Raw genomic sequence first — 22487 nt, 5'->3', positions numbered from 1 at the left:
CCGCAGTGTCGCTAGCGCAGGATCGCAGGCCATTCGACCAGTGCGATGATGACCACCAGTCCGTTGGCGACCAGATTGGCGACCATCGCAGGAGGACGGAGGTTTTTCGCCGGCTGCTCAGCGGGGGCTGAAACCGCGGCAGTCTTCACCGCAATTGAAAGTTCCGAGACCCGTTGCCGCGGACGAAGCCCCATCCGAGAATTGGCTCCGGCAGGGAGGACGACATGAGCGTCAACATCACCTTTGCTCCATTGTCGCGGCGGCTGGCAGCGGTCTGCGCTACCGCTTTGCTAGCGCCTGCGAGCTCGATACCGGCTCATACGCTCGAAGCCAAATGGTGCAAGGGCGCCCACATCCGCTTCTTCGTAGGCGGCGCCCAGGGTGATGCATTCGCTACCATCGTCTATAACGGCGCGAAGCAGGCAGAGGCCGACCTCGGACCCAAGGTCGATTATGTCTTCTCGAGCTGGAATGTCGAGACGATGACGCAGCAGCTTCGCGAGGCTGTCGCGGTGAAACCGGATGGCATCGCGATGATGGGTCATCCAGGCGATGCTGCAATCATGCCCCTCGCCGAGCAGGCGGCAAAGGCCGGCATTAAAATGATATATCAAAATGTACCCATGCCGAAGGTCGTAGCGGCATTTGGGGGCGGCTACATTGGCGCCCGGCAGGAGGAGCAGGGCCGTGCCCTTGGGACGGAGGCAATCAAGCGCGCGGGCCTCAAGGCTGGCGACAAGGCCATCGTCTTCGGCTCATTCGAAAACGAGAACCGTGGCGCGCGTGAGCGCGGTACAGTGGCGGTCTTGAAGGAAGCGGGCTTGGAGGTGATCCAAATCAGCGACCCGCCCACCGGTGAATGGGCGTCCGATCCCAACCTCGCCATCCCGGTTATTACCGCAGCGCTCGTCAACAACCCGGACGTCAAGGCGGTCGGCTACTCCGGCGGCCAAATGCTCGGAAACGTCCCGACCTACATGCGGGCAGCCGGCAAGAAGCCGGGGGAGATCTTCAATTTCGGCTTCGACACCAGTCCACAGGTCGTCGAGGCCTTCAAGGGCGGTTGGGTGCAGCTCGCGGCGGATCAGCAGCCATTCCAGCAGGGCTATCTCCCGATCCTGAACCTCTGCCAGCAGATCGTGTTGGGACTTGCGCCGATCAACGTTGATACCGGCGCTGGGTTCGTCACACCGGAAAACTACCATATGGTCGCCAAGCTGGCGGAGCAGGGCCTACGCTGAGATTGGGTTGAACAGGCGGGTTCATCGACCGGCGGGCCACAGGAGCGGCACTTGGCGGATCACCTGATCGAGCTGCGCGACATCAAGAAACGTTACGGCAGCGTCGAGGCGCTCGCCGGCGTCGACTTCCACGTCGATGCCGGCGAGGTGGTTGGCCTCATCGGTGACAATGGTGCGGGCAAATCGACGCTGATCAAGATCCTCGCCGGCGCTGTGAAACCCTCCAGCGGCGAAATCAAAATACGCGGAAGACCAGTATCGAGATGGAGCGCCGCGCAAGCGCGCGCGGCCGGGATCGAGACCGTCTTTCAAGACCGGGCGCTCGCCGTGCAGCAATCGATCGTCCGCAATATCTTCATGGGCAGCGAGCTTGCAGGACCGTTTGGCTGGCTTAAGGTGAAGCGTGAACTCGCGGAGGCGAACCGGCTCATGCGCGAGATCGGCTTTACTTCGAAGCTGTTCACGCCGCGCTCGATTGTCGGGCAGCTGTCTGGCGGCGAGCGTCAGGGCGTAGCCATGGCCCGCGCGATCTACAAACGGGCGGACCTCATTATCCTTGACGAGCCAACGACATCGCTTTCGCTCGCCGAGACGGCGAAAGTCTTCCACTTCGTGCGCCACGTGCGGGCAAGGGGCCGCTCGGTCGTTTTTATCGACCACAACATTCACCACGTCTTCGACATCGCCGACCGTGTCATCGTGCTCGACCGCGGCAGGATCGTCCTCGAGGCGGAACGCTCCGAGGTAAACACGGCCGAGGAGCTGATCCGCTTCATGGAACAGGTCGCCCATCCCGTGCACCCAGGCGGACGCCGTACATTAGAGTGAGGAAGGCGTGCGATGAACAATCTTGCGGAACCCAGCAGACTGACCTCAACGGATGACACAAGGATTGCGGCGGCCGAGGGGAGGAATCCATTGGACCATCCGCTCCGCAGATGGCTGATCGAGAGCCGCGCGGCTCTTGGCACATTCGGCGTGTTCGTGGTGATGATGGCGATCTTCGTCGCAGCTAATCCAGCTGTCTTCACGACCTGGTCCATTTACAGTTCCGTGCTTACCACCTTGCCCGTTGCGCTTTTTGTCGTGATCCCGCTGGTCTTTGTGGTGACGGCCGGCGATATTGATCTCTCCTTCCCTGCCACGATGGGGTTCTCGTCTTGGATATTCGCGCTTCTCGTGAAGGCAGGATACGATCCCTTCGTCGGTATGGCGGCGGCGATCCTGACCGGTTCAGCGCTCGGCTTCTGCGTCGGCGCGCTCGTCGTTTATGGCAGCCTGTCGTCCCTGATCGCCACGCTCGGCATGAATTTCCTCTTACGCGGCCTGATCCAAATCATCAACGAGGGCAGGTCGATGGCACTCGTCACGCTTAGCCAGAGCTGGGCCTACAAGATCTTCTCGAGCGAGGTATTCGGAGTACCGGTTCAGATATTCTGGGCAACCGCATTCGTAATCTTCGCAGCGCTCCTCTACAACCGCCACCGTTTTGGAGCGCAAGTGAAGATAATCGGCGATAACCCCGACAGTGCCGATCACATGGGTATCAACGTGAGGCGTGTGCGCGTGAAAACGTTCATCTTCATGGGAATAGGCGCAGCAATCGGTGGAACGTTCTCCACCATGATCAACTTCACATGGTGGCCTACGACCGGCGACGGCTACCTTCTCCCCATACTCGCCTCCGTGTTCGTCGGCGGCACACCCACATGGGGCGGCGTCGGCACCGTGATTGGTGGCGCGATCGGCGCACTCATCGTCGCCTTTATCCAAACCGGCATCGTAGCGGCAGGTCTCAGCGGTTTTTACGTGCAGTTCTTCAACGGCCTGATCATCATTCTTTCGCTGATCGGCCACCGATGGAACCAGATACGCTACCGCTAGCCAGGAGGCAGGCGGCACGCTGCCAGCCCTGCCGGAGGCTCACGCGGCCCTTCGTCACTCTGAGAGAGCAGGTTCATTGCGATCCCTCCAGTCCATGCTACCGCACCCGGTTACCAGAGCCCGCGTTTTGACACACTCTCGACCCAGTGTGGACCTTCCGCTTGGAAGCGAGCGGGGGCTCGGCTGCAGCGGGATGCAGGGACAGGCGTTGGACAGACCACCAACGCCCTACGAGTAATGGACGGAGAAGGAATGCCAATCCGGCGGGTTCACTATGCCCGGCCCGGGGTGCTGTACCAGGGCGACGGCATGGTATAGCCTCGGCAGCTAAGACAATTGTCGACTGGGACGGCGTTCAGACCTCAACGGAGGATCGGAATGAAGCGGGTTCTTGTGACGGGAGGGAGCGGGAAGACAGGCCGGGCGTGCATCCGTGACCTTCTTGAGCATGGCTACGAGATCATCAACGTGGATGCTGTGTCCCCGAGTGAGGCTCTCTGTACGTTTGTTGAGGCCGACCTAACCGATTTCGGGCAGGCGCTGGAGGTGCTGTCGGGGGTCGACTCACGGTACAACAAGGTCGATGCGGTCGTGCATCTGGCGGCCATTCCGGCACTAGGCCGGCATACCAACGCGGTGACGTTCAGGAACAACATTCTCAGCACATACAATGTCTTTGAGGCGGCGCGGAAGCTTAAGATCCAGAATCTGGTCTGGGCTTCAAGCGAAACGGTTCTCGGCATTCCTTTCGATGTGCCTCCTCCCTACGCGCCTCTGGATGAAGAATATCCTGGTCGTCCAGAGACTGCTTACTCGCTGTCGAAGTGTCTGGGTGAGGAGATGGCGCGGCAGTTCTGCCGTTGGGATCCTGACTTCAAGATCATCGGCCTGCGCTTTTCGAACGTGATGGAACCGGCCGATTACGCGCGGTTCCCCTCGTTTGACACGGATCCACAATCCCGGAAGTGGAATCTATGGGGCTATATCGACGCGCGGGATGCGGCTCAGGCTGTTCGGAAGGCCCTTGAGGCGCCTCTCACAGGAGCCGAGGTATTCATCATTGCCAATGCCGACACGGTGATGACCCGGCCTAACGCAGAACTCATGGCGGAGGTCTACCCGGGCGTTCCATTCGTGAGGGAGGTTGGCCCAAACGAAACCCTTCTTTCGATCGGGAAGGCCCAGCGGCTTCTGGGATTTGAACCACGTTACAGCTGGCGTGCGGCTTTGCCACGTTAGGGACAGGGCAGGATCGCAGAGCGGCGGTGGGCATAACGACGATGACGCGTCGGGTTCATTCCTCCCGAATGCTGCCGTTCGGTCACTCTCGGACCAATTCGACGATGCCGTGAAAACAGCTTTAGGGATCGTCTGAGACAGAGCCTGATGATCTACTCCCCCCGTTTGACCCGCGCCCACTCCTCCTTAAGGATACCTTGCAAGACTTGGGTGATGTCGCGGCTGATGATCTCGATGCGGTCCTCAACGCCATCCTCCAGCAAAGGAAAGCGAAGCTGGTCGATCCTTTCCTTCATCAGGGCATTGAGCTGCTGATGATCTTGTTCAGCGGGTTGAGCATGAGTTCAATTTTGGAGACGGTCCGCAGCAGGTTCTCTACGCGCTTGGAAAGCTCGGGATCCCTGGCGATGGGGATGCCGGACGGTTCGTTCATGGTCTGACGGAGTGCGGCCGCGATCAAGAGTTGGGAGTTGAGGCTCGCCACGAGATCGCGCATGGTATCGATCCACTTCTGGCGGTTGACCGATAGCACGTTCGTCTTGAACTCGATCTTGGCGATGCGCGTGTTGACGAACGGCCCGGCAATCGACGCGATCATCGCCGTGGAAGCCGAGACGAGGGTGATCCATTGCGGGTTGAGGTCCATCGTTCTGCTCCTGGAATAGAGGCTTCCGTTCGCCTTACGAGTCTGGATTTCGGGTGGAGGTCCGACGTCAGCAAATCGGCTTGTCGCGCTCTATGCCGGCTCATCTTCATGCGCCGCCTCCGCCGACCGGGGCAAAGCGATGTGCGTCTGCAAGGGTGCTCCGGATCATTGATCGGCTCGATGCTTCACATGCTTGAGATATTGACGACGCTCGGGGCAATGGTGCCTTCGTTCACCGGAAGTTCCACGGGCTTGTTGTCGACTGTGAGTGTGCTGGAGGTTATGAGCATCAATCCATCCTGTGCGAAGTATGGAGAGGGATAAGCGCCGACTTTGACGGGGTCGAATATATTGTTTTTCGAACTATAATATGAAAAGCATATCAATAGCCCTGCATCAGCTCCGGCACTCGGTACCTCCGGCCCTAGAACCGCTCGTTCGGAGGCGGATCAAAAACTGCTCCTAAAGGATAGAATGGATGGCTTCTGCGTCCGGTCTGCTTGATTTCGCTTGTACAGCAACTGTCGAGTGCAATCGTGTGTCTGGCCTGTTAATGCAGTTTTCTGTGGCCAGCCAACTTCAAAGAACATGTGCAACAAGAATAAGCCACTGAGTGCGGGTTGCTTGATTCCACGCAGGTTCGGTCGGAGCCTACGCAAGTTGAAGCGCTTCCTCCCGGTAGTTGGGGGCAGTCATCCCTTGGCGCCATAGCCGTCTGCTTACAATCTGCTAGAAGGGCGAAAGCGCTACGCTAGTAAGCGCCTATGAACCCAATCGACGCCACTTGCCGACAAACGTCGGGGCTCCTCACGGAAGTGAAAGGGTAGCGCTTTCCATGCGCACGGGACGTTGTGTATCTCACCGGTGCCGGGCGAACTGGAAGTATAGCTCACCCTAAACGAAGGCATTACCCGCTCAACCAATCCTGACCACCATAGCACCCATGAAGACAATCGAACTTCACCTGAGGAGCCCCTAGCTTGTGAGCATCATAATGCTCTCCAGAGTAACTTCGCCGACGGATGTCGTCGAAGCGGGCCTTGCAGGAGGATGCTATGGACTCAGTGCTGAATGATTGCATCCTGATCGTGGATGGCAACCTTAACTTTCGCGAGCGTCTTGCGCAGGAGTTTCGTTCCGCGAATTACAAGGTTCTCACAGCCGGTACAGGCGAGGAAGCCTTTCTCATCTTGAGGCGCCGGTCGCACCAAATCGGCTGGCTCTACAGCCGTGCCGTTCTTGCCGGCCTGATCGACGGCTGGATCTTGGCAGATGAGTATCGCGAAACCCATCCCGACCGCCCCGCGGTTATCTCTGCGCACGATGCGCGGTTTACCGCTCGCGGCGACATTGTTCTGAGAGAACCTACAGTGGATATGGCTTCGGAAACAATGCGGGACGTCATCAAGTCGCCGAGTCAGGGAACCGTGGCTGCGGGGTTGAGCGAGTGTCGACGCGCCGCTTGATCCTAAGGACGGTATTGTCAACTTGGCACCAAGTCGGCGCAGCTGGCGCAGGCATAGCCATCACGTCAGCCCAAATCAGCCTTCCAAGGCGACACCGGTCACATCGCGCCAGGAATCGAAAGCGCGGTCGCGGGCGACGCGGTACTCACTGGCGGAAAGGCAATGACGGCGGAGTTGGAAGTGGTTGTGGATCGGAGAATGGGTGGCGAGAAATTGCTGGGCATGCTGGGCTGACTTGAACCGCCTCATGTGGCGTTCACGGCGTCGGGTCGGTTGGTGCGAGACCTCACAGCGGTTGTTCAAGTACCGGTTCTGCCGATGGTCAACGCCCGGCAGGATCTCGCGCTTAGCGGCACCATAGGACCCGAGCTTATCCGTGACGATCACTCTGGGCACGTAGCACAAGCCTTTCAGCAGCTTGCGAAAGAAGCGCTTGGCGGCCTTCTTGTTCCGGCGGCTTTGGAGCAGAACGTCGAGCACATGCCCGTGTTGATCAACCGCTCGCCAGAGATAATAGAGCTTGCCTCTGATGCGAACGAACACCTCGTCCAGAAACCATTTGTCGCCGGGTTGCGGTCGGCGGCGCTTGAGGCTGCTGGCATAGGCGCGCCCGAAGCGCAGGCTCCATTCACGGATGGTCTCGTAGCTGACCACGATGCCGCGAGCGGCTAGGATCAGTTCGACCTCCCGCAGGCTCAGACTGAAGCAGTGATACAACCAGACCGCTTGGCTAATGATCTCGGCTGGAAAGCGGAAGCCGCGGTAAGGATTGGACGTGGTGCTCATGCCCAAGACCCTGCCATAGCCCCAAACTTCTGCCAACTTGACAGTACCCTTCAGGGGGCGGGGAATGTTGAGAGATGAATACGGCTGCACTGCGCAGCCGAATACGCCAGTGACTGCTGCTTCAGGTGGTGGCGATCAGGCAATTGACACTGTGTTGCTTGGCGGGAGTTCGCTGCTTCGAGCCGGTCTCACACAGCTCCTCACTGGTACACCCTTCGTCGTGGTTGACCACCATGAGGATGTCGCCCTCTCCGGTGAGGGGGTCTCACGACCGGCTCTGTTTATTGTTGATGCCAGCAGATCGTTGGAACAGACGCTCGAGTTTATCGAGGCTGCCAAGCGCCAGAATCCGACGGCTCGTGTCGTGCTGATCGCCAACAGCTTTGATCTTGGCCTGATCCGTCTTGCAGTCTCGCGGGAGGTCGATGGTTTCTGCGTCACGACCGGAGGGCGCGAGGTCCTGATCAACATCCTCGAGCTCACCATGCTGGGCGAACAGGTTCTGCCTGGGGCAGTGCTTCAAATGCTGCTCAACCGTGCGCCTGCGACTACACACGCGGCTCAGCCCGCATCGGCCCCTGAGCTGACCTCTCCTGATCCGAGGGTGGGCAAACTCTCACCGAGAGAGATGGTGATCCTTCAGGCTCTCACGGGAGGTGAAGCGAACAAGGTGATCGCCCGAAAGCTCGACATCACGGAAGCCACCATCAAGGTTCACGTGAAATCCATCCTGCGCAAGATTGGAGCTGCCAATCGCACTCAGGCCGCGATGTGGGCCAACGAGAACCTCCGGACTGACGTTCGATCCTTCATCAACGCCTAACGCCTGATCAGACAGGCTGAGAGGCACCGGCGCTCGTGCGCGGTGCCGTTACCGCTTCTGGCTTTTCTGTCGTGCTTGGCCAAGGAGCAAGAAGCATCAAGCAAGGCGGCAATCTCCTCGTTCCGCCACGGGAGATGATCGCGCGGCCAACAAACATCCGGACGGGTATTGTCTCGCGGCCATGCCTTCCTTCGCAATCTGAGGCATGTGAGGCGAACCCGGATCCTGGGCGAATAGGGGTGTTAGCCATCGCGTTGTCTCTGACAAAGCGAGTGACGAGCTGTCTTTTCCTGCTCGTCGTTGCACCTTAACGTGACCTCCGCTGGGTTCACCAGCGGCATCCTTCGTGGGGGCTAACACAGATGAGCACCACCCGTGTCTTCCTGCTCGCCTCTGCTCTGGCCCGGCTGATCGAGAAGGAGAGGAGAGGTCGCCTCGTCCGGAAGGGCTTCTTCCCGGGGATCTGTCGCAACTTTTGGCTACGGACAGAAAGATCTGAGCACGCTTCGTATTCGCTTATGCGGCGAGCCGCTCAAACTGCTCAGCGAGCGACAGTTGCTGAGTGCAGGCATACTTCGCCTGTCCCCTCCGCATCATGTGCACCATCTCGATGCTGCCTAGGATTACGCGAACGCTGCTCATGGACTTGAACCCAAGCATCGGCCGAATCCACCGCTTGATCGTACGATGATCCTGCTCGACGCGATTATTCAGGTAGCGGCTCTGGCGAATGCGGATCGGCTTCAACTTGCCTTGAGAGCGATCCCGCAGCCGCACTTCAGTATCGCAGGACAGGATGGCTTCGCGGTTGGTTTGGCTGCCATCGATGACGATCCTCTCGGGACGGCCGTGGCGCTTGAGCGCCTTGCGCAGGAACCGCTTGGCAGCTGTCAGATTGCGTCTTTCGCTGAACCAGAACTCGACCGTGTCGCCGTTGCTGTCGATGGCACGATCAAGCGGGATGCGGCTGCCGCCCGACGGTTCTTCCGGAAGGCTTTAGGGTAGCCACTCACGATCGATCCGCGAACCATTACGGCTGACAGGAACGCCGCAGTTGCGACGAAGGCTATAAAACGTGCCGGGGAGCTCTGGAGTTTTGCCCAACTCCGGCAGGTAAAATTCCTGAATAACATCGTCGAGCAGGACCACCGACGCATCAAGCGCTTGGTCCGGCCAGGTTTGGGCTTCAAGAGTTTTGTGACGGCCACCCAGACGATTGCAGGCTATGAGGTGAGGCGTGATCCGCAAGGGACCGGTTGTCAGTGCACCAGCGAATGACATGGGCGCGCAGCGCGATTTCATTGCTACCCTGTTCGGCGCAGCCGCGTAACCTGCGTTCTTGTCCGGCCTTCGCTTGACCCATGTCAGGAGTTGCAACGGAACCACTCAATCACCTCGCATGACGCCGAGAACACCCTTGTTCTGATACCAGCGGCTTGCACCGTCGTGAAACGGGAGAAAGGTATTGCGGGTGAAGTTCCCCGGCACCGTCTCGGCCGCGGCCGAGTGGACCTCAACCAGCTCGTCATGGTTCGCGAAGACCGCCTCAAGGATCGCGTGAGCGAGGTCAGCGGGAACATCACGATGAGCGACCGCGAAGTTGTAGAGCCCGACCGTCCCGTAGTTGCTCCTCAGTGACGGGTAGGTGCCCGCTCCGACCACAGAGGCTCCAAGCTCGGGCATGGCGAGACGCAGATCGAGGATCTGTTGCTGAGTAAGCGGAACGTAACGAACTCTTCCCTTTCGTTCGAGATCAATAAAGGAGGGGAAGGGAACGCCAGCTGCCACTGCGAGTGCATCAAGGGTTCCAGCCTGCACCTGATTCGCCACGTCAGCCCAGTCGCCATGAGCAAGTGAGGCGTCAACTTTCAAAACCTTGAAGAATTCGGGGATGTAGGCTCCCGATGTGCCACCCTGCGGGCCAATCCCGACGCGCTTACCATTGAGTTCGCCCACTGAGCGGATCCCAGATTCCTCGCGGACCATGAACTGGAATGGCGTATCGTACATGGGGAAGAGAGCACGCATCGTTCTCAGTTGTTTGCCTCCTGCCCAAGGAGCTGATCCGTTCCAGCCCTGCAGAGCGACGCCGAGTGTGACAAATCCGATCTGGATCTCGCCTGCCTCCAGTAAGAGGATGTTCTGTCCTGGTCCTTCTGTTGCTCGGGCTGTTACTAGAAGGTTGAGGGCACGCGTTAAAATGCGCGCGAGTCCTTCGCCATAGGCGTGATATGTGCCTCCCGGCGAGGCGGTGCCGATCGTGAGCGACGGGGGCCAATGCGGCTCGACTGCTGAAGCGGGCTGATGGACCGCAACCAGCACCAGAAGCATCGCGAAGATTTTCGCAGCGAATCGAAGCATGAGAACCTTCCTCGCTTTCGATGACGCAGTACCGGTTCAAAGTTAATTCGCATTGTCGGAAGACAGTCTCTCCGAAACGATAGGTATTGTGAAGCGACATTGTGCGGTAATAGCATGAGCTCGGTATCGGACAGTCTGTTCATCATGGCCCGCTGTGGCGATACGGCCTAGCTTATGCGTGACTGGGGATATTGTGGGTGGCTCTGCCTAACCTCCAGAACGACTATGATGCGAAAACATTCAGGGCTACTTTGAACGATTGCAAGAACTGACCCGTTTGGGATTTCGCAACGGGAACCGAATGCGTTACTGCTGAGTTTACATCAACCAGCTAACCTAGGTTAGTCAGCACAGCTGTTCGGCCGAACCCAAGTATCAGCGTACCCACGTCTAAGGAATCAGCGCACCCGCGTCTGACGGGAGGCGCCTGGGAGGTGACGGTGGACCGCAGTCGCGACCTTGATCCGATCGAGACCAGAGAATGGCTCGACTCGTTGAATGGTGTTCTGGAGGTCGATGGCCCCGACAGAGTCCACTTCCTCTTGGAACAAGTGATAGACGGAGCCCGACGCAAGGGCGCTCCTGTCCCGTACTCGGCAACAACCCCCTACGTGAACACAATTCCTGTCGAGCGGCAGGAGCCCCATCCCGGAGACCGGGCCATCGAGCACCGGATCCGGTCGGCTATCCGCTGGAATGCCCTCGCCATCGTGCTCAAGGCCAACAAGGAAACCTCCGAGCTCGGAGGCCACATTGCCAGCTTCCAGTCGGCGGCAACCCTCTACGACACCGGCTTCATGCATTTCTGGCGGGCAGCCTCGGATGAACATGGCGGCGATCTCGTCTACGTACAGGGCCACTCCTCTCCAGGCGTCTATGCTCGTGCCTATCTCGAGGGCCGCCTTACGGAGGAGCAACTCCTCAGCTTCCGTCAGGAGGTCGACGGCAAGGGCCTGTCGTCATATCCCCATCCGTGGCTGATGCCGGACTTCTGGCAGTTCCCAACGGTCTCGATGGGGCTTGGCCCTCTCATGGCAATCTATCAGGCCCGCTTCCTGAAATACCTGCACTTCCGCGGCCTCGCCCAAACTGAAGCCCGCAAGGTTTGGGCCTTCATGGGCGACGGCGAGATGGATGAGCCGGAGAGCCTGGGCGCGATCTCGCTGGCTGGACGGGAGAGGCTCGACAACCTCATCTTCGTCATCAACTGCAATTTGCAGCGCCTCGACGGACCGGTGCGGGGCAACGGCAAGATCGTCCAGGAGCTCGAGGCCAACTTCCGGGGGGCCGGCTGGAACGTCATCAAAGTGCTATGGGGCTCGGGCTGGGATGCGCTGTTCGCAAGGGATACGAGCGGCATGCTCGTCAAGCTGATGGAGGAATGTGTCGACGGTGAGTACCAGGACTTCAAGTCCAAGGACGGCGCCTATATCCGCGAGCATTTCTTTGGCCGTTATCCGGAGACGCTGGCGCTAGTGGCCGACATGTCGGACGACGAGATCTGGAAGCTCACCCGCGGTGGGCACGACCCGAGCAAGGTCTATGCGGCTTATGCAGCCGCCGTAAAGCACAAGGGCCAGCCAACCCTGATCCTCGCTAAGACTGTCAAGGGCTACGGCATGGGCGAAGCCGGCGAGGGCCAGAATATCACCCATCAGCAGAAGAAAATGGGTGAGGCGGTGCTGCGCCAGTTCCGCGACCGTTTCCAGATCGACCTGACGGACGAACAGCTCCAAGAGATGCCGTTCATCCGCTTCGCCGACGATAGCCCGGAGATGCGCTATCTGAAGGCCCGCCGCGAGGCGCTCGGCGGCTATCTACCATCGCGCCGACGCAAGTCGGATCCTCTGAACGTGCCCCCGCTCTCCGCCTTCGAGGCGCAGCTCAAGGCGACGGAGGGGCGCGAGATCTCAACCACCATGGTGTTCGTGCGCGTGCTCAACACGCTGCTGCGCGACAAGACCATCGGCAAGCAGGTGGTACCGATCGTGCCGGACGAAAGCCGCACCTTCGGCATGGAAGGCATGTTCCGCCAGTTCGGCATCTTCTCCCAGGTAGGCCAGCTCTACCGGCCCGAGGACGCCAACCAGCTCATGTTCTACAAGGAGGACAGGTCAGGCCAGATGCTGCAGGAGGGCATCAACGAGGCCGGCGCCATGTCGTCGTGGATCGCGGCCGCGACGGCTTATTCGACGTCGAACACGCCGATGATCCCGTTCTACGTCTACTACTCGATGTTCGGCTTCCAGCGGGTGGGCGATCTCGCCTGGGCGGCCGGCGATCTGAGAGCGCGAGGCTTCCTGATCGGTGGCACGGCAGGGCGTACCACGCTGAACGGGGAGGGCCTGCAGCACGAGGATGGCCACAGCCATCTGTTCTCGGCGACGATTCCTAACTGCGTCTCCTATGATCCGACGTTCTCATATGAGGTCGCCGTCATCATCCAGGATGGCCTGCGCCGGATGTATACCGAACAGGAGGACGTCTTCTACTACCTGACGGTGATGAACGAGAACTACGAGCATCCCGCCATGCCTGAGGGTGCTCAAGGTGGCATCCTGAAGGGCATGTACCTGTTCCGGGACGGGCAGGGGACGAAGAAAGCCCCGCGGGTGCAACTCCTCGGCAGCGGCACGATCCTGCGGGAGGTAGTTGCAGCTGCTGATCTGCTGGCGCAGGACTTCAATGTTGCGGCGGATGTGTGGAGTTGCCCGAGCTTTACAGAACTCGCCCGCGAGGCGATGGCGGTCGAGCGCTGGAACCTGCTTCATCCGACACAGGAGCCGCGCAAGTCCCATGTCGAGACTTGCCTGGAGAGCCGCGACGGACCCGTTGTCGCCGCGACTGACTACATGCGCGTCTTTGCCGACCAGATCCGGCCGTTTGTGCCGCGCCGCTACCGCGTGCTCGGAACGGATGGGTTCGGCCGTTCCGACTATCGCAAGCGGCTGCGCGATTTCTTCGAGGTCGACCGGCACTGGATCGCAGTAGCGGCTCTCAAAACCCTTGCCGATGAGGGAACTGTGAAGCCCACCGTCGTGGCCGAGGCCATCGCTCGGTACGGCATCGATCCGGAGAAAGCCGCACCCTGGACAGTATGAGCTTCGCGTAGCGAAGTCATCGACACGGCGACCTGCCCAATGAGGTCGCCTGATCGGAGGAGGAACGCCGTGGCAACCGAGGTGAAGATCCCTGACATTGGGGACTACAAGGATGTGCCGATCGTCGAGGTGCACGTCAAAGAGGGGGATCCTGTCAACACGGATGATCCTCTGGTCTCACTCGAGTCCGACAAAGCCACCATGGAGGTGCCGGCGCCCTCCGCCGGGGTGGTCGAGAAGCTGCTGATCAAGCTGGGGGACAAGGTCAGCGAGGGCCATCCGATTTTGCTGCTGAAGGATGGCAACGCCACCGTGCCTGAGCCACTCTCCTTGATCGAACAACAGGAACCAACCCCGCCGCCCGACCGTGCGCCCTCGCCGGCTACAGCCCCCGCGAAGCCGAACGGTCCAGGAGCCCAGGCGGACTTTGGGCACGTGCACGCCAGTCCAGCTGTGCGGCGCCTCGCCCGCGAGCTCGAAATCGACCTTACGACTATGCGCGGGACCGGCGAGAAGGGCCGGATCACCAAGGACGATGTGAAGGCTGCCCTCCGAGGCCCGGCTGCGCCGGTCTCGGCGCCTGCTCCGGTGGGCGGGATGGGTATCCCCGAAATCCCAGCGGTCGACTTCTCCAAATTCGGCCCAACCGAGACGCGCCCGCTGCCGCGCATCAAGAAGATCTCCGGCCCGCACCTTCATCGCGCCTGGCTCAACGTGCCTTTGGTGACGCATCAGGACGAGGCCGACATCACCGAGACGGATGTCTACCGCAAAGAGCTCGATACTGCCGCCAAGGACAAGGGCTATCGCGTCACCCTGCTCGCTTTCCTGATGAAGGCCTCTGTGTCGGCGCTTAAGGGGTTCCCGGAGTTTAATGCTTCGCTGAGCCCCGAGAAGGACGCCCTGATCCTGAAGCAGTACTATCATATCGGGGTGGCGGTCGACACACCGGAAGGGTTGGTCGTGCCGGTGATCCGTGATGTCGATCGTAAGGGTATCGGCGACATCAGCCAGGAACTTGGGGCGGTGTCGAAGAAGGCCCGGGACGGCAAGCTCGGGGCGGCTGACATGCAGGGCGCCTCCTTCACGATCTCGAGCCTCGGAGGAATTGGCGGCACGGCGTTCACGCCGCTCGTCAACGCGCCCGAGGTTGCGATCCTGGGGGTCGTGCGCTCCCGAATGGCGCCGGTCTGGAATGGCGAAACCTTCCAGCCGCGCCTGATGCTGCCGCTCTCGGTGTCGTACGACCATCGCGTGATCGATGGAGCTCTGGCGGCCCGGTTCACGCGCCATCTCGCGCATGTGCTGGAGGATGTTCGCCGCTTGGTTCTCTGACCCGACCTGCGCCCTGGGAGACAATGTGATGAGCACGACGACCGAGATCCACCTGCCTGACATCGGCGACTTCAAAGACGTCCCGGTCATCGAGGTGCATGTTCACCCCGGCAGCAAGATCAATGTCGACGATACTCTGATTACGTTGGAATCCGACAAGGCAACGATGGACATCCCGGCAACAGCGGCTGGCACTGTTCGCGAGGTCAGGGTTAAGGCCGGCGACCGGGTGTCCCAAGGCGATCTGATCGTCACTCTGGACGCGGAGGGAGCCTCCGCCATTCCACCCAAGGAGCGGATCAAGGAGGAGGCCGCTCCGTCCCCCGGTCAAGGCCAAGCCGGTTACGGCAGTCCAAGCGGAGTGTATGAGGCGATCGAAGTCAGGATCCCAGATATCGGCGATTACAGGGACGTACCAATCATTGAGGTGCATGTGCAGCCGGGAGCGACGATCAAGATCGACGACCCGTTGATCACGCTGGAATCCGACAAGGCAACCATGGAGGTGCCCGCGGCACACAGCGGCACGATTGGGGAGGTCAGAGTCAAGGTCGGGGATCGTGTCTCCCAAGGCGACGTGATCGCTGTCATGGAGGGGGGGGCAAGTGCCTCCGTTGCACCTCTCAGCAACCACGCGCCTGGCCAGGGCCAGGCCGGCTACGGGTCATCGGCGCTCGAGGCTCGGGCCGCACCGAAAGGGAATGGACACAGTGCCCCAGCGCCAACCGCAAAGCCTCCGGTCGCTATGACCGGCGACTTCCATGCCGAGGTGCTGGTGCTCGGAGCAGGGCCGGGTGGCTACACGGCTGCCTTCCGGGCTGCGGATCTGGGCAAAAAAGTCGTGCTGGTGGACCGCTGGCCGAGCCTTGGGGGCGTCTGCCTGAATGTGGGCTGCATTCCCTCCAAGGCGCTCCTACACGCCGCCAAGGTCATTGACGAGACAAAGAGCATGGGGGCCCACGGGATAAGCTTTGCTGAGCCTTCTATCGACATCGAGAAGCTACGTGGTTGGAAGGACGGCGTGGTGCAGCGCCTCACGGGCGGCCTGGCCGGGCTTGCCAAGCAACGTAAGGTGACCGTGGTGTCGGGGATCGGACGGTTCGTGTCCATGAATCAGCTCGAGGTCAAATCGGAGGACGGCGCAACCAAGATCGTGAGCTTCGAGCAGGCCATTATCGCGGCCGGATCGGAGCCGGTGAGGCTGCCCTTCATTCCACACGATGATCCGCGTGTGATCGACTCGACGGGAGCACTTGAGCTGGACGGTATCCCGCAGCGACTCCTGGTCATTGGCGGCGGCATCATCGGCCTCGAGATGGCCACCGTCTACCATGCGCTCGGCGCCAAGGTGACGGTCGTCGAGCTGATGGATCAGATTATCCCAGGCGCCGACAAGGACATCGTCACCCCGCTGATGAAGCGGATCTCGAAACTATATGAGGCCATCTACCTCAAGGCGAAGGTCACCAGAGTCGAAGCCAACGGGCACGGGCTGACCGTGCACTTCGAGGGCGGCAGTGCCCCGGCCACCGACATGTTCGACAGGATCCTCGTGGCGGTCGGTCGCAAACCCAACGGCAAACTCATTGGGGCAGAGAACGCAGGGATCGCGGTGGACGCGCGTGGCTTCATCCCGGTTGACCGACAGATGCGGACCAACGTGCCGCACATTTTCGCCATTGGGGATATCGTGGGCCAGCCGATGCTGGCCCACAAGGCGGTGCACGAGGGCAAAGTTGCCGCCGAGACCGCCGCTGGCAAGAACGCGTTCTTCGATGCCAAGGTGATCCCGTCGGTGGCGTACACCGATCCGGAGGTGGCCTGGGTCGGGTTGACCGAGAACGAGGCCAGGGCGACAGGAATAAAGTATGGCAAGGGGGTGTTTCCTTGGGCCGCAAGCGGCCGCTCGCTGTCACTTGGACGTGACGAGGGTCTCACCAAGGTTCTGTTCGACGAGGCCACCGATCGGATCATCGGGTGTAGCATCGTCGGACCGTCTGCGGGCGACCTGATTGCGGAGGCCGCGCTCGCCATCGAGATGGGGGCGGATGCGCAGGATATCGGGCTAACTATTCACCCGCACCCGACCCTCTCGGAGACGATTGGCATGGCGGCGGAAGCCTTCGAGGGCACGATTACCGACCTCTACATGCCAAAAAAGGAGCCACAGAAGGCACACTGAGCTGATTGTCGGACGCGAACAGGCAACGTCCCTCTGAAAGTCTTGGAAACCACGTGCCGCCAGCCGTGCCAAAGTGAGGAACCATGAGCCAGGAAATCAACTTCAAAACATCAGGCGGTGAGATTAACCCATCCGAACCAGGCGCAGATGAAATCCTGGTCAAGGCGGCCCTCGACTACCATCGCTTCCCGACCCCGGGGAAGATCACGGTCCTGCCCACTAAGGACATGACCACCCAGCGCGACCTCGCGCTGGCCTACTCTCCAGGTGTGGCGGCCGCATGCTTGGCCATCAAGGACAATCCGCTCGAAGCTGCGAACCTGACATCGCGCGGAAACCTGGTCGCCGTGATCTCCAATGGCACGGCCGTGCTGGGCCTGGGCAATATCGGTGCACTGGCCGGCAAGCCGGTCATGGAAGGCAAGGGCTGCCTGTTCCGCAAGTTTGCTGGCATCGATGTGTTCGATATCGAGATCGACGAGACGGATCCCGATAAGCTCGTCGACATCATCGCCTCGCTTGAGCCGACCTTTGGAGGCATCAACCTCGAGGACATCAAGGCGCCAGAATGTTTCGTGATCGAGACAAAGTTGCGCGAGCGCATGAAGATCCCGGTCTTCCACGACGATCAGCATGGGACAGCGATCGTCGCTGCGGCGGCTGTCCTCAACGGTCTGAAGGTGGTCGGCAAGCGCATTGAGGACGTCAAGCTCGTCTGCTCCGGAGCCGGTGCTGCGGCCATTGCCTGTCTCAATATCCTGGTTGGCCTAGGCGTGCGGAAGGAGAACATCCTCGTTACCGACTCCAAGGGCGTCGTGTACGAAGGTCGCACCGAGGCCATGGACGAGCAGAAGGCGCAGTATGCCCGTTCGACATCGGCTCGTACGCTAGGCGAGATCGTCGAGGGAGCCGACATCTTCCTCGGTCTCTCGGCTGCCGGTGTTCTCAAGCCCGAGATGGTGAAGACGATGGCGGAGAGGCCGCTGATCCTGGCACTCGCCAATCCCGATCCTGAGATCCGACCGGAGCTCGCGAAAGAGGTCCGGCCCGATGCTATTATCGCGACCGGGCGCTCGGACTATCCCAACCAGGTCAACAATGTTCTTTGCTTCCCCTTCATCTTCCGTGGCGCCCTTGACGTCGGCGCCAGCACCATCAATGAGGAGATGAAGCTCGCCGCGGTGCGAGCGATTGCCGAACTCGCCCAGGCTGAGCAGTCGGACGTCGTCACGGCTGCCTACGGCACGCAGGATATCAGCTTCGGTCCAGACTATCTCATCCCGCGCCCGTTCGATCCAAGGCTGATCACCAAGGTCGCTCCAGCTGTCGCCCAGGCCGCGATGAACAGCGGCGTTGCGACCCGGCCGCTGCCAAACTTAGAGGAGTATCGACGGTCCCTCCAGCGGTTTGTCTACACCTCAGGTACGGTGATGCAGCCCGTTTTTGCCGCGGCGGCCGAGTCCGGCCGCAAGCGCATCGTGTACGCAGAAGGCGAGGATGACCGTGTCCTTCGTGCAGCGCAGGTGGTCGTCGACGAGGGCCTTGCTATGCCAATCCTGGTGGGCCGATCGGATGTGATCGCGCAGAAGATCAAAACGCTCGGCCTTCGGATCCAACCTGGCCAGCACGTTGAGATCGCCAGTTTCGATGACCAAGATGCCATTGCCGAAGCCACGGAGGCCTATTACCAGCGGCGCAAGCGGCACGGACTGTCGCGCGATGTCGCCGCGGCCGAGATGCGGCGCAACAGCACTCTAATTGGGGCGATGCTGCTCTGCGGAGGCAAGGCGGAAGGGCTTCTGTGCGGCACGTTCGGAGCCTACACCCAGCATCTACGCTACATTGAGGAGGTGATTGGGCTGGCCGAGGACGCCCATGGCTTCGCGGCGATGAGCCTGCTTCAACTACCGCGGCACACGGTTTTCATCTGCGATCCCTATATCCACCTCGATCCGACGGCCGAGGAGATCGCCGAGATGGCCGTACTGGCGGCAGCCGAGCTGCGGCGCTTCGGCCAGACGCCACGCGCCGCCCTCATATCCCACTCCAATTTCGGGACCGCCAGTGACCCGGCCGCCCGTAAGATGCGGGAGGCTCTTGAGCTCATCAACCGCCGTGCTCCAGATCTCGAGGTTGAAGGCGAGATGCATGCCGATGCGGCGCTCAGCAAGCCGCTGCTCAATCGCATCTTCCCCGATGCGCGTCTTTCCGCGGAGGCAAACCTCCTGATCATGCCGAACCTCGATGCCGCGAATGCCACGTTCAACGCCCTGAAGATCGTGGCAGGTCAGGGGATCAGCGTCGGGCCCATCCTGCTGGGTGCAGCCAGGCCGGCTCACATCCTCACCCCCACGGCGACTGTAAGAGGAATTGTGAATATGACCGCATTGACAGCAGTGGCCGCCGGATCAGCTCCGCAGGACAACTAATAGAACCTCTTGGAGGGAGGATTTGCAATGGCAACGGTGACCCCGACAACGGCAGTCCTGGAATCCCACCATAAAGGCCGGTGGTACCAGCACCTCTATGTCCAGGTGCTGGCCGCCATCCTGATTGGTGTTCTCCTGGGCCACTTCTATCCTTCCATCGGCGAAGCGATGAAGCCCTTGGGCGATGCCTTCATCAAGATGATCAAGATGCTGATCGCCCCGATCATCTTCTTCACTGTCGTGCATGGCATCGCCAGCATGAAGGACATGAAGAAGGTTGGGCGGGTCGGCTTGAAGGCGCTCATTTACTTCGAGGTCGTAACGACGCTGGCTCTGGTAATTGGACTCATCGTCGTGAATCTGTGGCAGCCTGGTGTCGGGATGAATGTCAATCTTTCAACTGTCGACACCTCAGCAATCGCTACCTACACCACGAAAGCAAAGGACCAGAGTACAATCGGCTTCCTGCTTGACATCATACCTTCCACCGTCGTGGGCGCCTTTGCGACCGGTGAAATCCTGCAGGTGCTGTTCTTCGCAATCCTGTTCGCGTTTGGATTACAGGCGCTCGGCGAGCGCGGCGAGTCGGTCCTGCGCCTCATCGATGTCGTCAGCCACATCTTCTTCCGCATCGTCGGCTTGATCATGAAGCTGGCCCCGATTGGCGCGTTCGGCGCGATGGCGTTCACGATCGGCAAGTACGGAGTCGGAACCCTGTTGTCGCTCGGCAACTTCATGCTGGCATTCTATACCACCTGCCTGCTGTTCATCTTTGGCGTCCTGGGCGGAATCGCGGCGCTGTGCGGGTTTTCCATCTTCAAGTTCATCCGGTACATCAAGGAGGAGCTTCTCATCGTGCTCGGCACCTCGTCGTCGGAATCGGTGCTGCCTCGCATGATCGCCAAGATGGAAAATCTGGGCTGTGAGACCTCGGTTGTCGGGCTGGTGATCCCCACCGGCTACTCCTTCAACCTTGATGGAACCTGCATCTACCTGACGATGGCGGCTATCTTCCTCGCGCAGGCGACCAATACCGATCTAACCATGACGCAGCAGCTGGGGATTATAGCCATTCTCCTGCTGACCTCAAAGGGAGCGGCCGGAGTCACTGGTTCGGGCTTCATCGTGCTCGCCGCGACACTTGCCTCAGTGGGCACGATCCCGGTCGCGAGTATAGCCCTGATCCTTGGCATAGACCGGTTCATGTCGGAGGCACGAGCCCTCACCAACCTAATCGGCAATGGTCTCGCAACTGTGGTCGTCGCTAAGTGGGAAGGCGCACTCGATGAGGAACGCCTTCACAGCCGTCTCAACAGGGAGACGGACCTCGAAGCTGACGAGCCTGAGACCGTAAAAGTGGAGGATGATGTCGTTGAGGCAGGGACCCCACAGCCGATCCGGGTGTGAGCAAAAACCCAAAGGACGGATGACCATGTCCGACGAGCCTAGTCCGGATACACACGCGGAACATCAACAGGACCCGCCTACCCAGCCACGAGCCGAGCCGTCCCTTCACCAGATTGTGGTTGTCGGCGGAGGCGCGGCGGGTCTGCAACTTGTGACCAAGCTTGGGGACCGGCTTGGGCGGCGCAAGAAAGCACAGGTAACGCTGGTCGAGCGCTCGAGGACCCATATCTGGAAACCGCTTCTGCATGAGGTAGCAGCTGGCAGCATGGATGTCGGCCACCATGCTGTCGATTATCTGGCGCAGGCGCACCGGCATCATTTCCGCTATCGGATCGGCGAGATGGTGGGCCTCGACCGTGACAAGCAGGAGGTATTCCTCGCGGCCAGCGTCGACAATGAAGGTCGTGAGGTCACCCCGCCACGTTCGTTCCGGTACGATACTTTGGTCATTGCGGTGGGCAGTGGGAGCAATGATTTCGGCACGCCAGGCGTGAAGGAGCATGCCATCGCACTCGATACGCCGGACCAGGCGGTGCGGTTTCATCAGCGGCTCGTCAATAGCCTTATTCGCGCCCACGCACAGCCGGGCCCGGTGCGTCCCGGCCAGTTGCATGTGGCTGTCATCGGTGCGGGTGCGACCGGCACCGAGCTCGCGGCGGAACTGCACCGGGCGACCCGTCAGGTCGTCGCACATGGCCTTGATCGGGTCGACCCGGAGAAGGACCTCAAGATCACCCTCATTGAAGCAGCTGAGCGCATTCTCCCTGCGGTTCCAGAGCGGGTCTCCGAGAGCGTTATGCGCCTGCTCAGTAAGATCGGAGTTGAAGTCCGGACGAAGGCGCGTGTGACGGAGGTTACCGACAAGGGCGTGCATCTTGCCGACATGAGCTTCGTCCCCTCGGAACTTGTGGTCTGGGCCGCGGGAGTGAAGGCCCCTGACTTCCTGCGGGACTTGGCTGGTCTTGAAACAAGCCGAAACAATCAGCTTGTGGTCATTCCAACACTTCAGACGACGCGGGATCCGAACATCTTTGCAATTGGTGACTGCGCCTATCTCGTCACGCCGGATCTGCCCACGCCCGTCCCACCCCGGGCGCAAGCCGCACATCAGCAGGCCACTCACCTCGTTGCGCAGATCCAGCGGCGCCTCGAGGGCAAGCCTCTGCAGCCATTCCGCTACCGCGACTTCGGTTCGCTGGTCTCACTCGGGGAGTACAGCACCGTCGGTAATCTCATGGGCTTTATCCGGGGCAAAAACTTCTTCATCGAAGGCCTGCTGGCCCGCCTGATGTACCAGGCGCTCTACACAATGCATCAGAGGGCGCTGCATGGCTCACCGAAGGTTGCGCTCGATACGACCGCGCGCATGCTGACACGCCGGACCGAACCCCGTGTCAAGCTCCACTGACAGGCAAGATCATAGGCATGCGTCAAACAACACCACAGGAGGAACCCATGGCTTCCATCGTCATTGTCGGCGCGGCGCGCACCCCCGTCGGCTCGTTCAACGGCGCCTTCGCCAACACGCCGGCCCATGAGCTCGGCGCGGTGGCCATCAGGGCGGCCCTCGAGCGCGCCAAGGTCGAC

Annotated in this window: 18 protein-coding genes and 2 pseudogenes; 14 read left to right on the top strand and 6 right to left on the bottom strand. The window is 60.5% G+C overall.

Translation table 11 applies throughout. The annotated features are described in order from the left end of the window. Positions 1-11 precede the first annotated feature (11 nt). The gene (locus tag ACS5Q1_RS32755; protein ID WP_473102132.1) at positions 12-194 is read right to left on the bottom strand and encodes a hypothetical protein; all 183 of its coding nucleotides are present in this window, start codon (positions 192-194) and stop codon (positions 12-14) included. Between the two features lie 30 nt (positions 195-224). On the opposite strand from ACS5Q1_RS32755, the gene ACS5Q1_RS32750 reads away from it, so the two are divergent. The 4 genes from ACS5Q1_RS32750 (at position 225) to ACS5Q1_RS32735 (ending at position 4364) form a co-directional block, all read left to right on the top strand. Then, entirely contained in the window at positions 225-1241 is a 1017-nt protein-coding gene (locus ACS5Q1_RS32750; protein ID WP_473102131.1) for a substrate-binding domain-containing protein, read from the top strand. A gap of 51 nt (positions 1242-1292) precedes the next feature. Continuing rightward, a complete protein-coding gene (locus tag ACS5Q1_RS32745; RefSeq protein WP_473102130.1) occupies positions 1293-2069 on the top strand; it encodes an ATP-binding cassette domain-containing protein in 777 nt (258 codons plus the stop codon). 150 nt (positions 2070-2219) lie between these two features. Continuing rightward, positions 2220-3125, top strand: a complete 906-nt coding sequence (locus ACS5Q1_RS32740; protein WP_473102129.1) for an ABC transporter permease — start codon at positions 2220-2222, stop codon at positions 3123-3125. A 378-nt stretch (positions 3126-3503) separates the two neighbouring features. After that, positions 3504-4364 (top strand): NAD-dependent epimerase/dehydratase family protein, encoded by an 861-nt coding sequence (locus ACS5Q1_RS32735; RefSeq protein WP_473102128.1) that lies wholly within the window; start codon positions 3504-3506, stop codon positions 4362-4364. 152 nt (positions 4365-4516) lie between these two features. Here the strand turns inward: ACS5Q1_RS32735 and ACS5Q1_RS32730 are convergent, their stop codons facing one another. After that, positions 4517-4660, bottom strand: a complete 144-nt coding sequence (locus ACS5Q1_RS32730; protein WP_473102127.1) for a hypothetical protein — start codon at positions 4658-4660, stop codon at positions 4517-4519. Beyond that, on the bottom strand, positions 4660-5010 hold the full coding sequence (locus tag ACS5Q1_RS32725; protein WP_473102126.1) for a hypothetical protein: 351 nt from the start codon (positions 5008-5010) through the stop codon (positions 4660-4662). The genes ACS5Q1_RS32730 and ACS5Q1_RS32725 overlap by 1 nt, the downstream gene beginning before the upstream one ends. 1055 nt (positions 5011-6065) lie before the next feature. Here ACS5Q1_RS32725 and ACS5Q1_RS32720 point away from each other — a divergent pair. Further along, the gene (locus ACS5Q1_RS32720) at positions 6066-6476 is read left to right on the top strand and encodes a response regulator (RefSeq protein ID WP_473102125.1); all 411 of its coding nucleotides are present in this window, start codon (positions 6066-6068) and stop codon (positions 6474-6476) included. Positions 6477-6551: 75 nt separating this feature from the next. On the opposite strand, the gene ACS5Q1_RS32715 is transcribed toward ACS5Q1_RS32720, so the two are convergent. Beyond that, positions 6552-7262: an IS6 family transposase gene (locus ACS5Q1_RS32715; RefSeq protein WP_473102124.1), complete on the bottom strand. Its 711-nt coding sequence runs from the start codon at positions 7260-7262 to the stop codon at positions 6552-6554. Between the two features lie 64 nt (positions 7263-7326). On the opposite strand from ACS5Q1_RS32715, the gene ACS5Q1_RS32710 reads away from it, so the two are divergent. Continuing rightward, positions 7327-8085 (top strand): LuxR C-terminal-related transcriptional regulator, encoded by a 759-nt coding sequence (locus ACS5Q1_RS32710; protein WP_473102123.1) that lies wholly within the window; start codon positions 7327-7329, stop codon positions 8083-8085. Between the two features lie 516 nt (positions 8086-8601). Here the strand turns inward: ACS5Q1_RS32710 and ACS5Q1_RS32705 are convergent. Further along, positions 8602-9042: pseudogene (locus ACS5Q1_RS32705) on the bottom strand (IS6 family transposase); the annotation flags it as partial. A 150-nt stretch (positions 9043-9192) separates the two neighbouring features. On the opposite strand from ACS5Q1_RS32705, the pseudogene ACS5Q1_RS32700 reads away from it, so the two are divergent. Then, a pseudogene (locus ACS5Q1_RS32700) lies at positions 9193-9415 on the top strand (DDE-type integrase/transposase/recombinase); the annotation flags it as partial. A gap of 56 nt (positions 9416-9471) precedes the next feature. Here the strand turns inward: ACS5Q1_RS32700 and ACS5Q1_RS32695 are convergent. Beyond that, positions 9472-10446 (bottom strand): TAXI family TRAP transporter solute-binding subunit, encoded by a 975-nt coding sequence (locus tag ACS5Q1_RS32695; RefSeq protein ID WP_473102122.1) that lies wholly within the window; start codon positions 10444-10446, stop codon positions 9472-9474. Positions 10447-10886: 440 nt separating this feature from the next. Here ACS5Q1_RS32695 and aceE point away from each other — a divergent pair, with 440 nt between their 5' ends. The 7 genes from aceE to ACS5Q1_RS32660 form a co-directional block, all read left to right on the top strand. Further along, entirely contained in the window at positions 10887-13547 is a 2661-nt protein-coding gene (aceE, locus tag ACS5Q1_RS32690; RefSeq protein ID WP_473102121.1) for a pyruvate dehydrogenase (acetyl-transferring), homodimeric type, read from the top strand. Positions 13548-13616: 69 nt separating this feature from the next. Beyond that, positions 13617-14882 carry a 2-oxo acid dehydrogenase subunit E2 gene (locus tag ACS5Q1_RS32685; protein WP_473102120.1) on the top strand — a complete coding sequence of 422 codons (1266 nt, stop codon included), beginning with the start codon at positions 13617-13619 and terminating at the stop codon, positions 14880-14882. A 28-nt stretch (positions 14883-14910) separates the two neighbouring features. Then, entirely contained in the window at positions 14911-17064 is a 2154-nt protein-coding gene (lpdA, locus tag ACS5Q1_RS32680) for a dihydrolipoyl dehydrogenase (RefSeq protein ID WP_473102119.1), read from the top strand. 83 nt (positions 17065-17147) lie between these two features. Then, positions 17148-19493 (top strand): NADP-dependent malic enzyme, encoded by a 2346-nt coding sequence (locus ACS5Q1_RS32675; protein WP_473102118.1) that lies wholly within the window; start codon positions 17148-17150, stop codon positions 19491-19493. Positions 19494-19520: 27 nt separating this feature from the next. Beyond that, the gene (locus ACS5Q1_RS32670; protein ID WP_473102117.1) at positions 19521-20900 is read left to right on the top strand and encodes a dicarboxylate/amino acid:cation symporter; all 1380 of its coding nucleotides are present in this window, start codon (positions 19521-19523) and stop codon (positions 20898-20900) included. A gap of 25 nt (positions 20901-20925) precedes the next feature. Continuing rightward, positions 20926-22308 (top strand): NAD(P)/FAD-dependent oxidoreductase, encoded by a 1383-nt coding sequence (locus ACS5Q1_RS32665; protein WP_473102116.1) that lies wholly within the window; start codon positions 20926-20928, stop codon positions 22306-22308. Between the two features lie 47 nt (positions 22309-22355). Next, a partial coding sequence (locus tag ACS5Q1_RS32660; protein ID WP_473102135.1) for a thiolase family protein occupies positions 22356-22487 on the top strand: 132 nt, incomplete at its 3' end.

The sequence above is a fragment of the Microvirga sp. GN3 genome (genome assembly GCF_055792825.1).
This window is presented reverse-complemented; position numbering and strand designations above follow the sequence as displayed.

Excerpts from the sequence above, each read along its gene's own strand:
- ACS5Q1_RS32665 (WP_473102116.1), top strand. The coding sequence starts at position 20,926 with ATGTCCGACGAGCCTAGTCCGGATACACACGCGGAACATCAACAGGAC.
- ACS5Q1_RS32750 (WP_473102131.1), top strand. The coding sequence starts at position 225 with ATGAGCGTCAACATCACCTTTGCTCCATTGTCGCGGCGGCTGGCAGCG.
- ACS5Q1_RS32710 (WP_473102123.1), top strand. The coding sequence starts at position 7,327 with ATGTTGAGAGATGAATACGGCTGCACTGCGCAGCCGAATACGCCAGTG.
- ACS5Q1_RS32670 (WP_473102117.1), top strand. The coding sequence starts at position 19,521 with ATGGCAACGGTGACCCCGACAACGGCAGTCCTGGAATCCCACCATAAA.
- ACS5Q1_RS32715 (WP_473102124.1), bottom strand. The coding sequence starts at position 7,262 with ATGAGCACCACGTCCAATCCTTACCGCGGCTTCCGCTTTCCAGCCGAG.
- ACS5Q1_RS32755 (WP_473102132.1), bottom strand. The coding sequence starts at position 194 with ATGGGGCTTCGTCCGCGGCAACGGGTCTCGGAACTTTCAATTGCGGTG.
- ACS5Q1_RS32675 (WP_473102118.1), top strand. The coding sequence starts at position 17,148 with ATGAGCCAGGAAATCAACTTCAAAACATCAGGCGGTGAGATTAACCCA.
- lpdA (WP_473102119.1), top strand. The coding sequence starts at position 14,911 with ATGAGCACGACGACCGAGATCCACCTGCCTGACATCGGCGACTTCAAA.
- ACS5Q1_RS32730 (WP_473102127.1), bottom strand. The coding sequence starts at position 4,660 with ATGAAGGAAAGGATCGACCAGCTTCGCTTTCCTTTGCTGGAGGATGGC.
- ACS5Q1_RS32725 (WP_473102126.1), bottom strand. The coding sequence starts at position 5,010 with ATGGACCTCAACCCGCAATGGATCACCCTCGTCTCGGCTTCCACGGCG.
- ACS5Q1_RS32720 (WP_473102125.1), top strand. The coding sequence starts at position 6,066 with ATGGACTCAGTGCTGAATGATTGCATCCTGATCGTGGATGGCAACCTT.
- ACS5Q1_RS32695 (WP_473102122.1), bottom strand. The coding sequence starts at position 10,446 with ATGCTTCGATTCGCTGCGAAAATCTTCGCGATGCTTCTGGTGCTGGTT.
- ACS5Q1_RS32735 (WP_473102128.1), top strand. The coding sequence starts at position 3,504 with ATGAAGCGGGTTCTTGTGACGGGAGGGAGCGGGAAGACAGGCCGGGCG.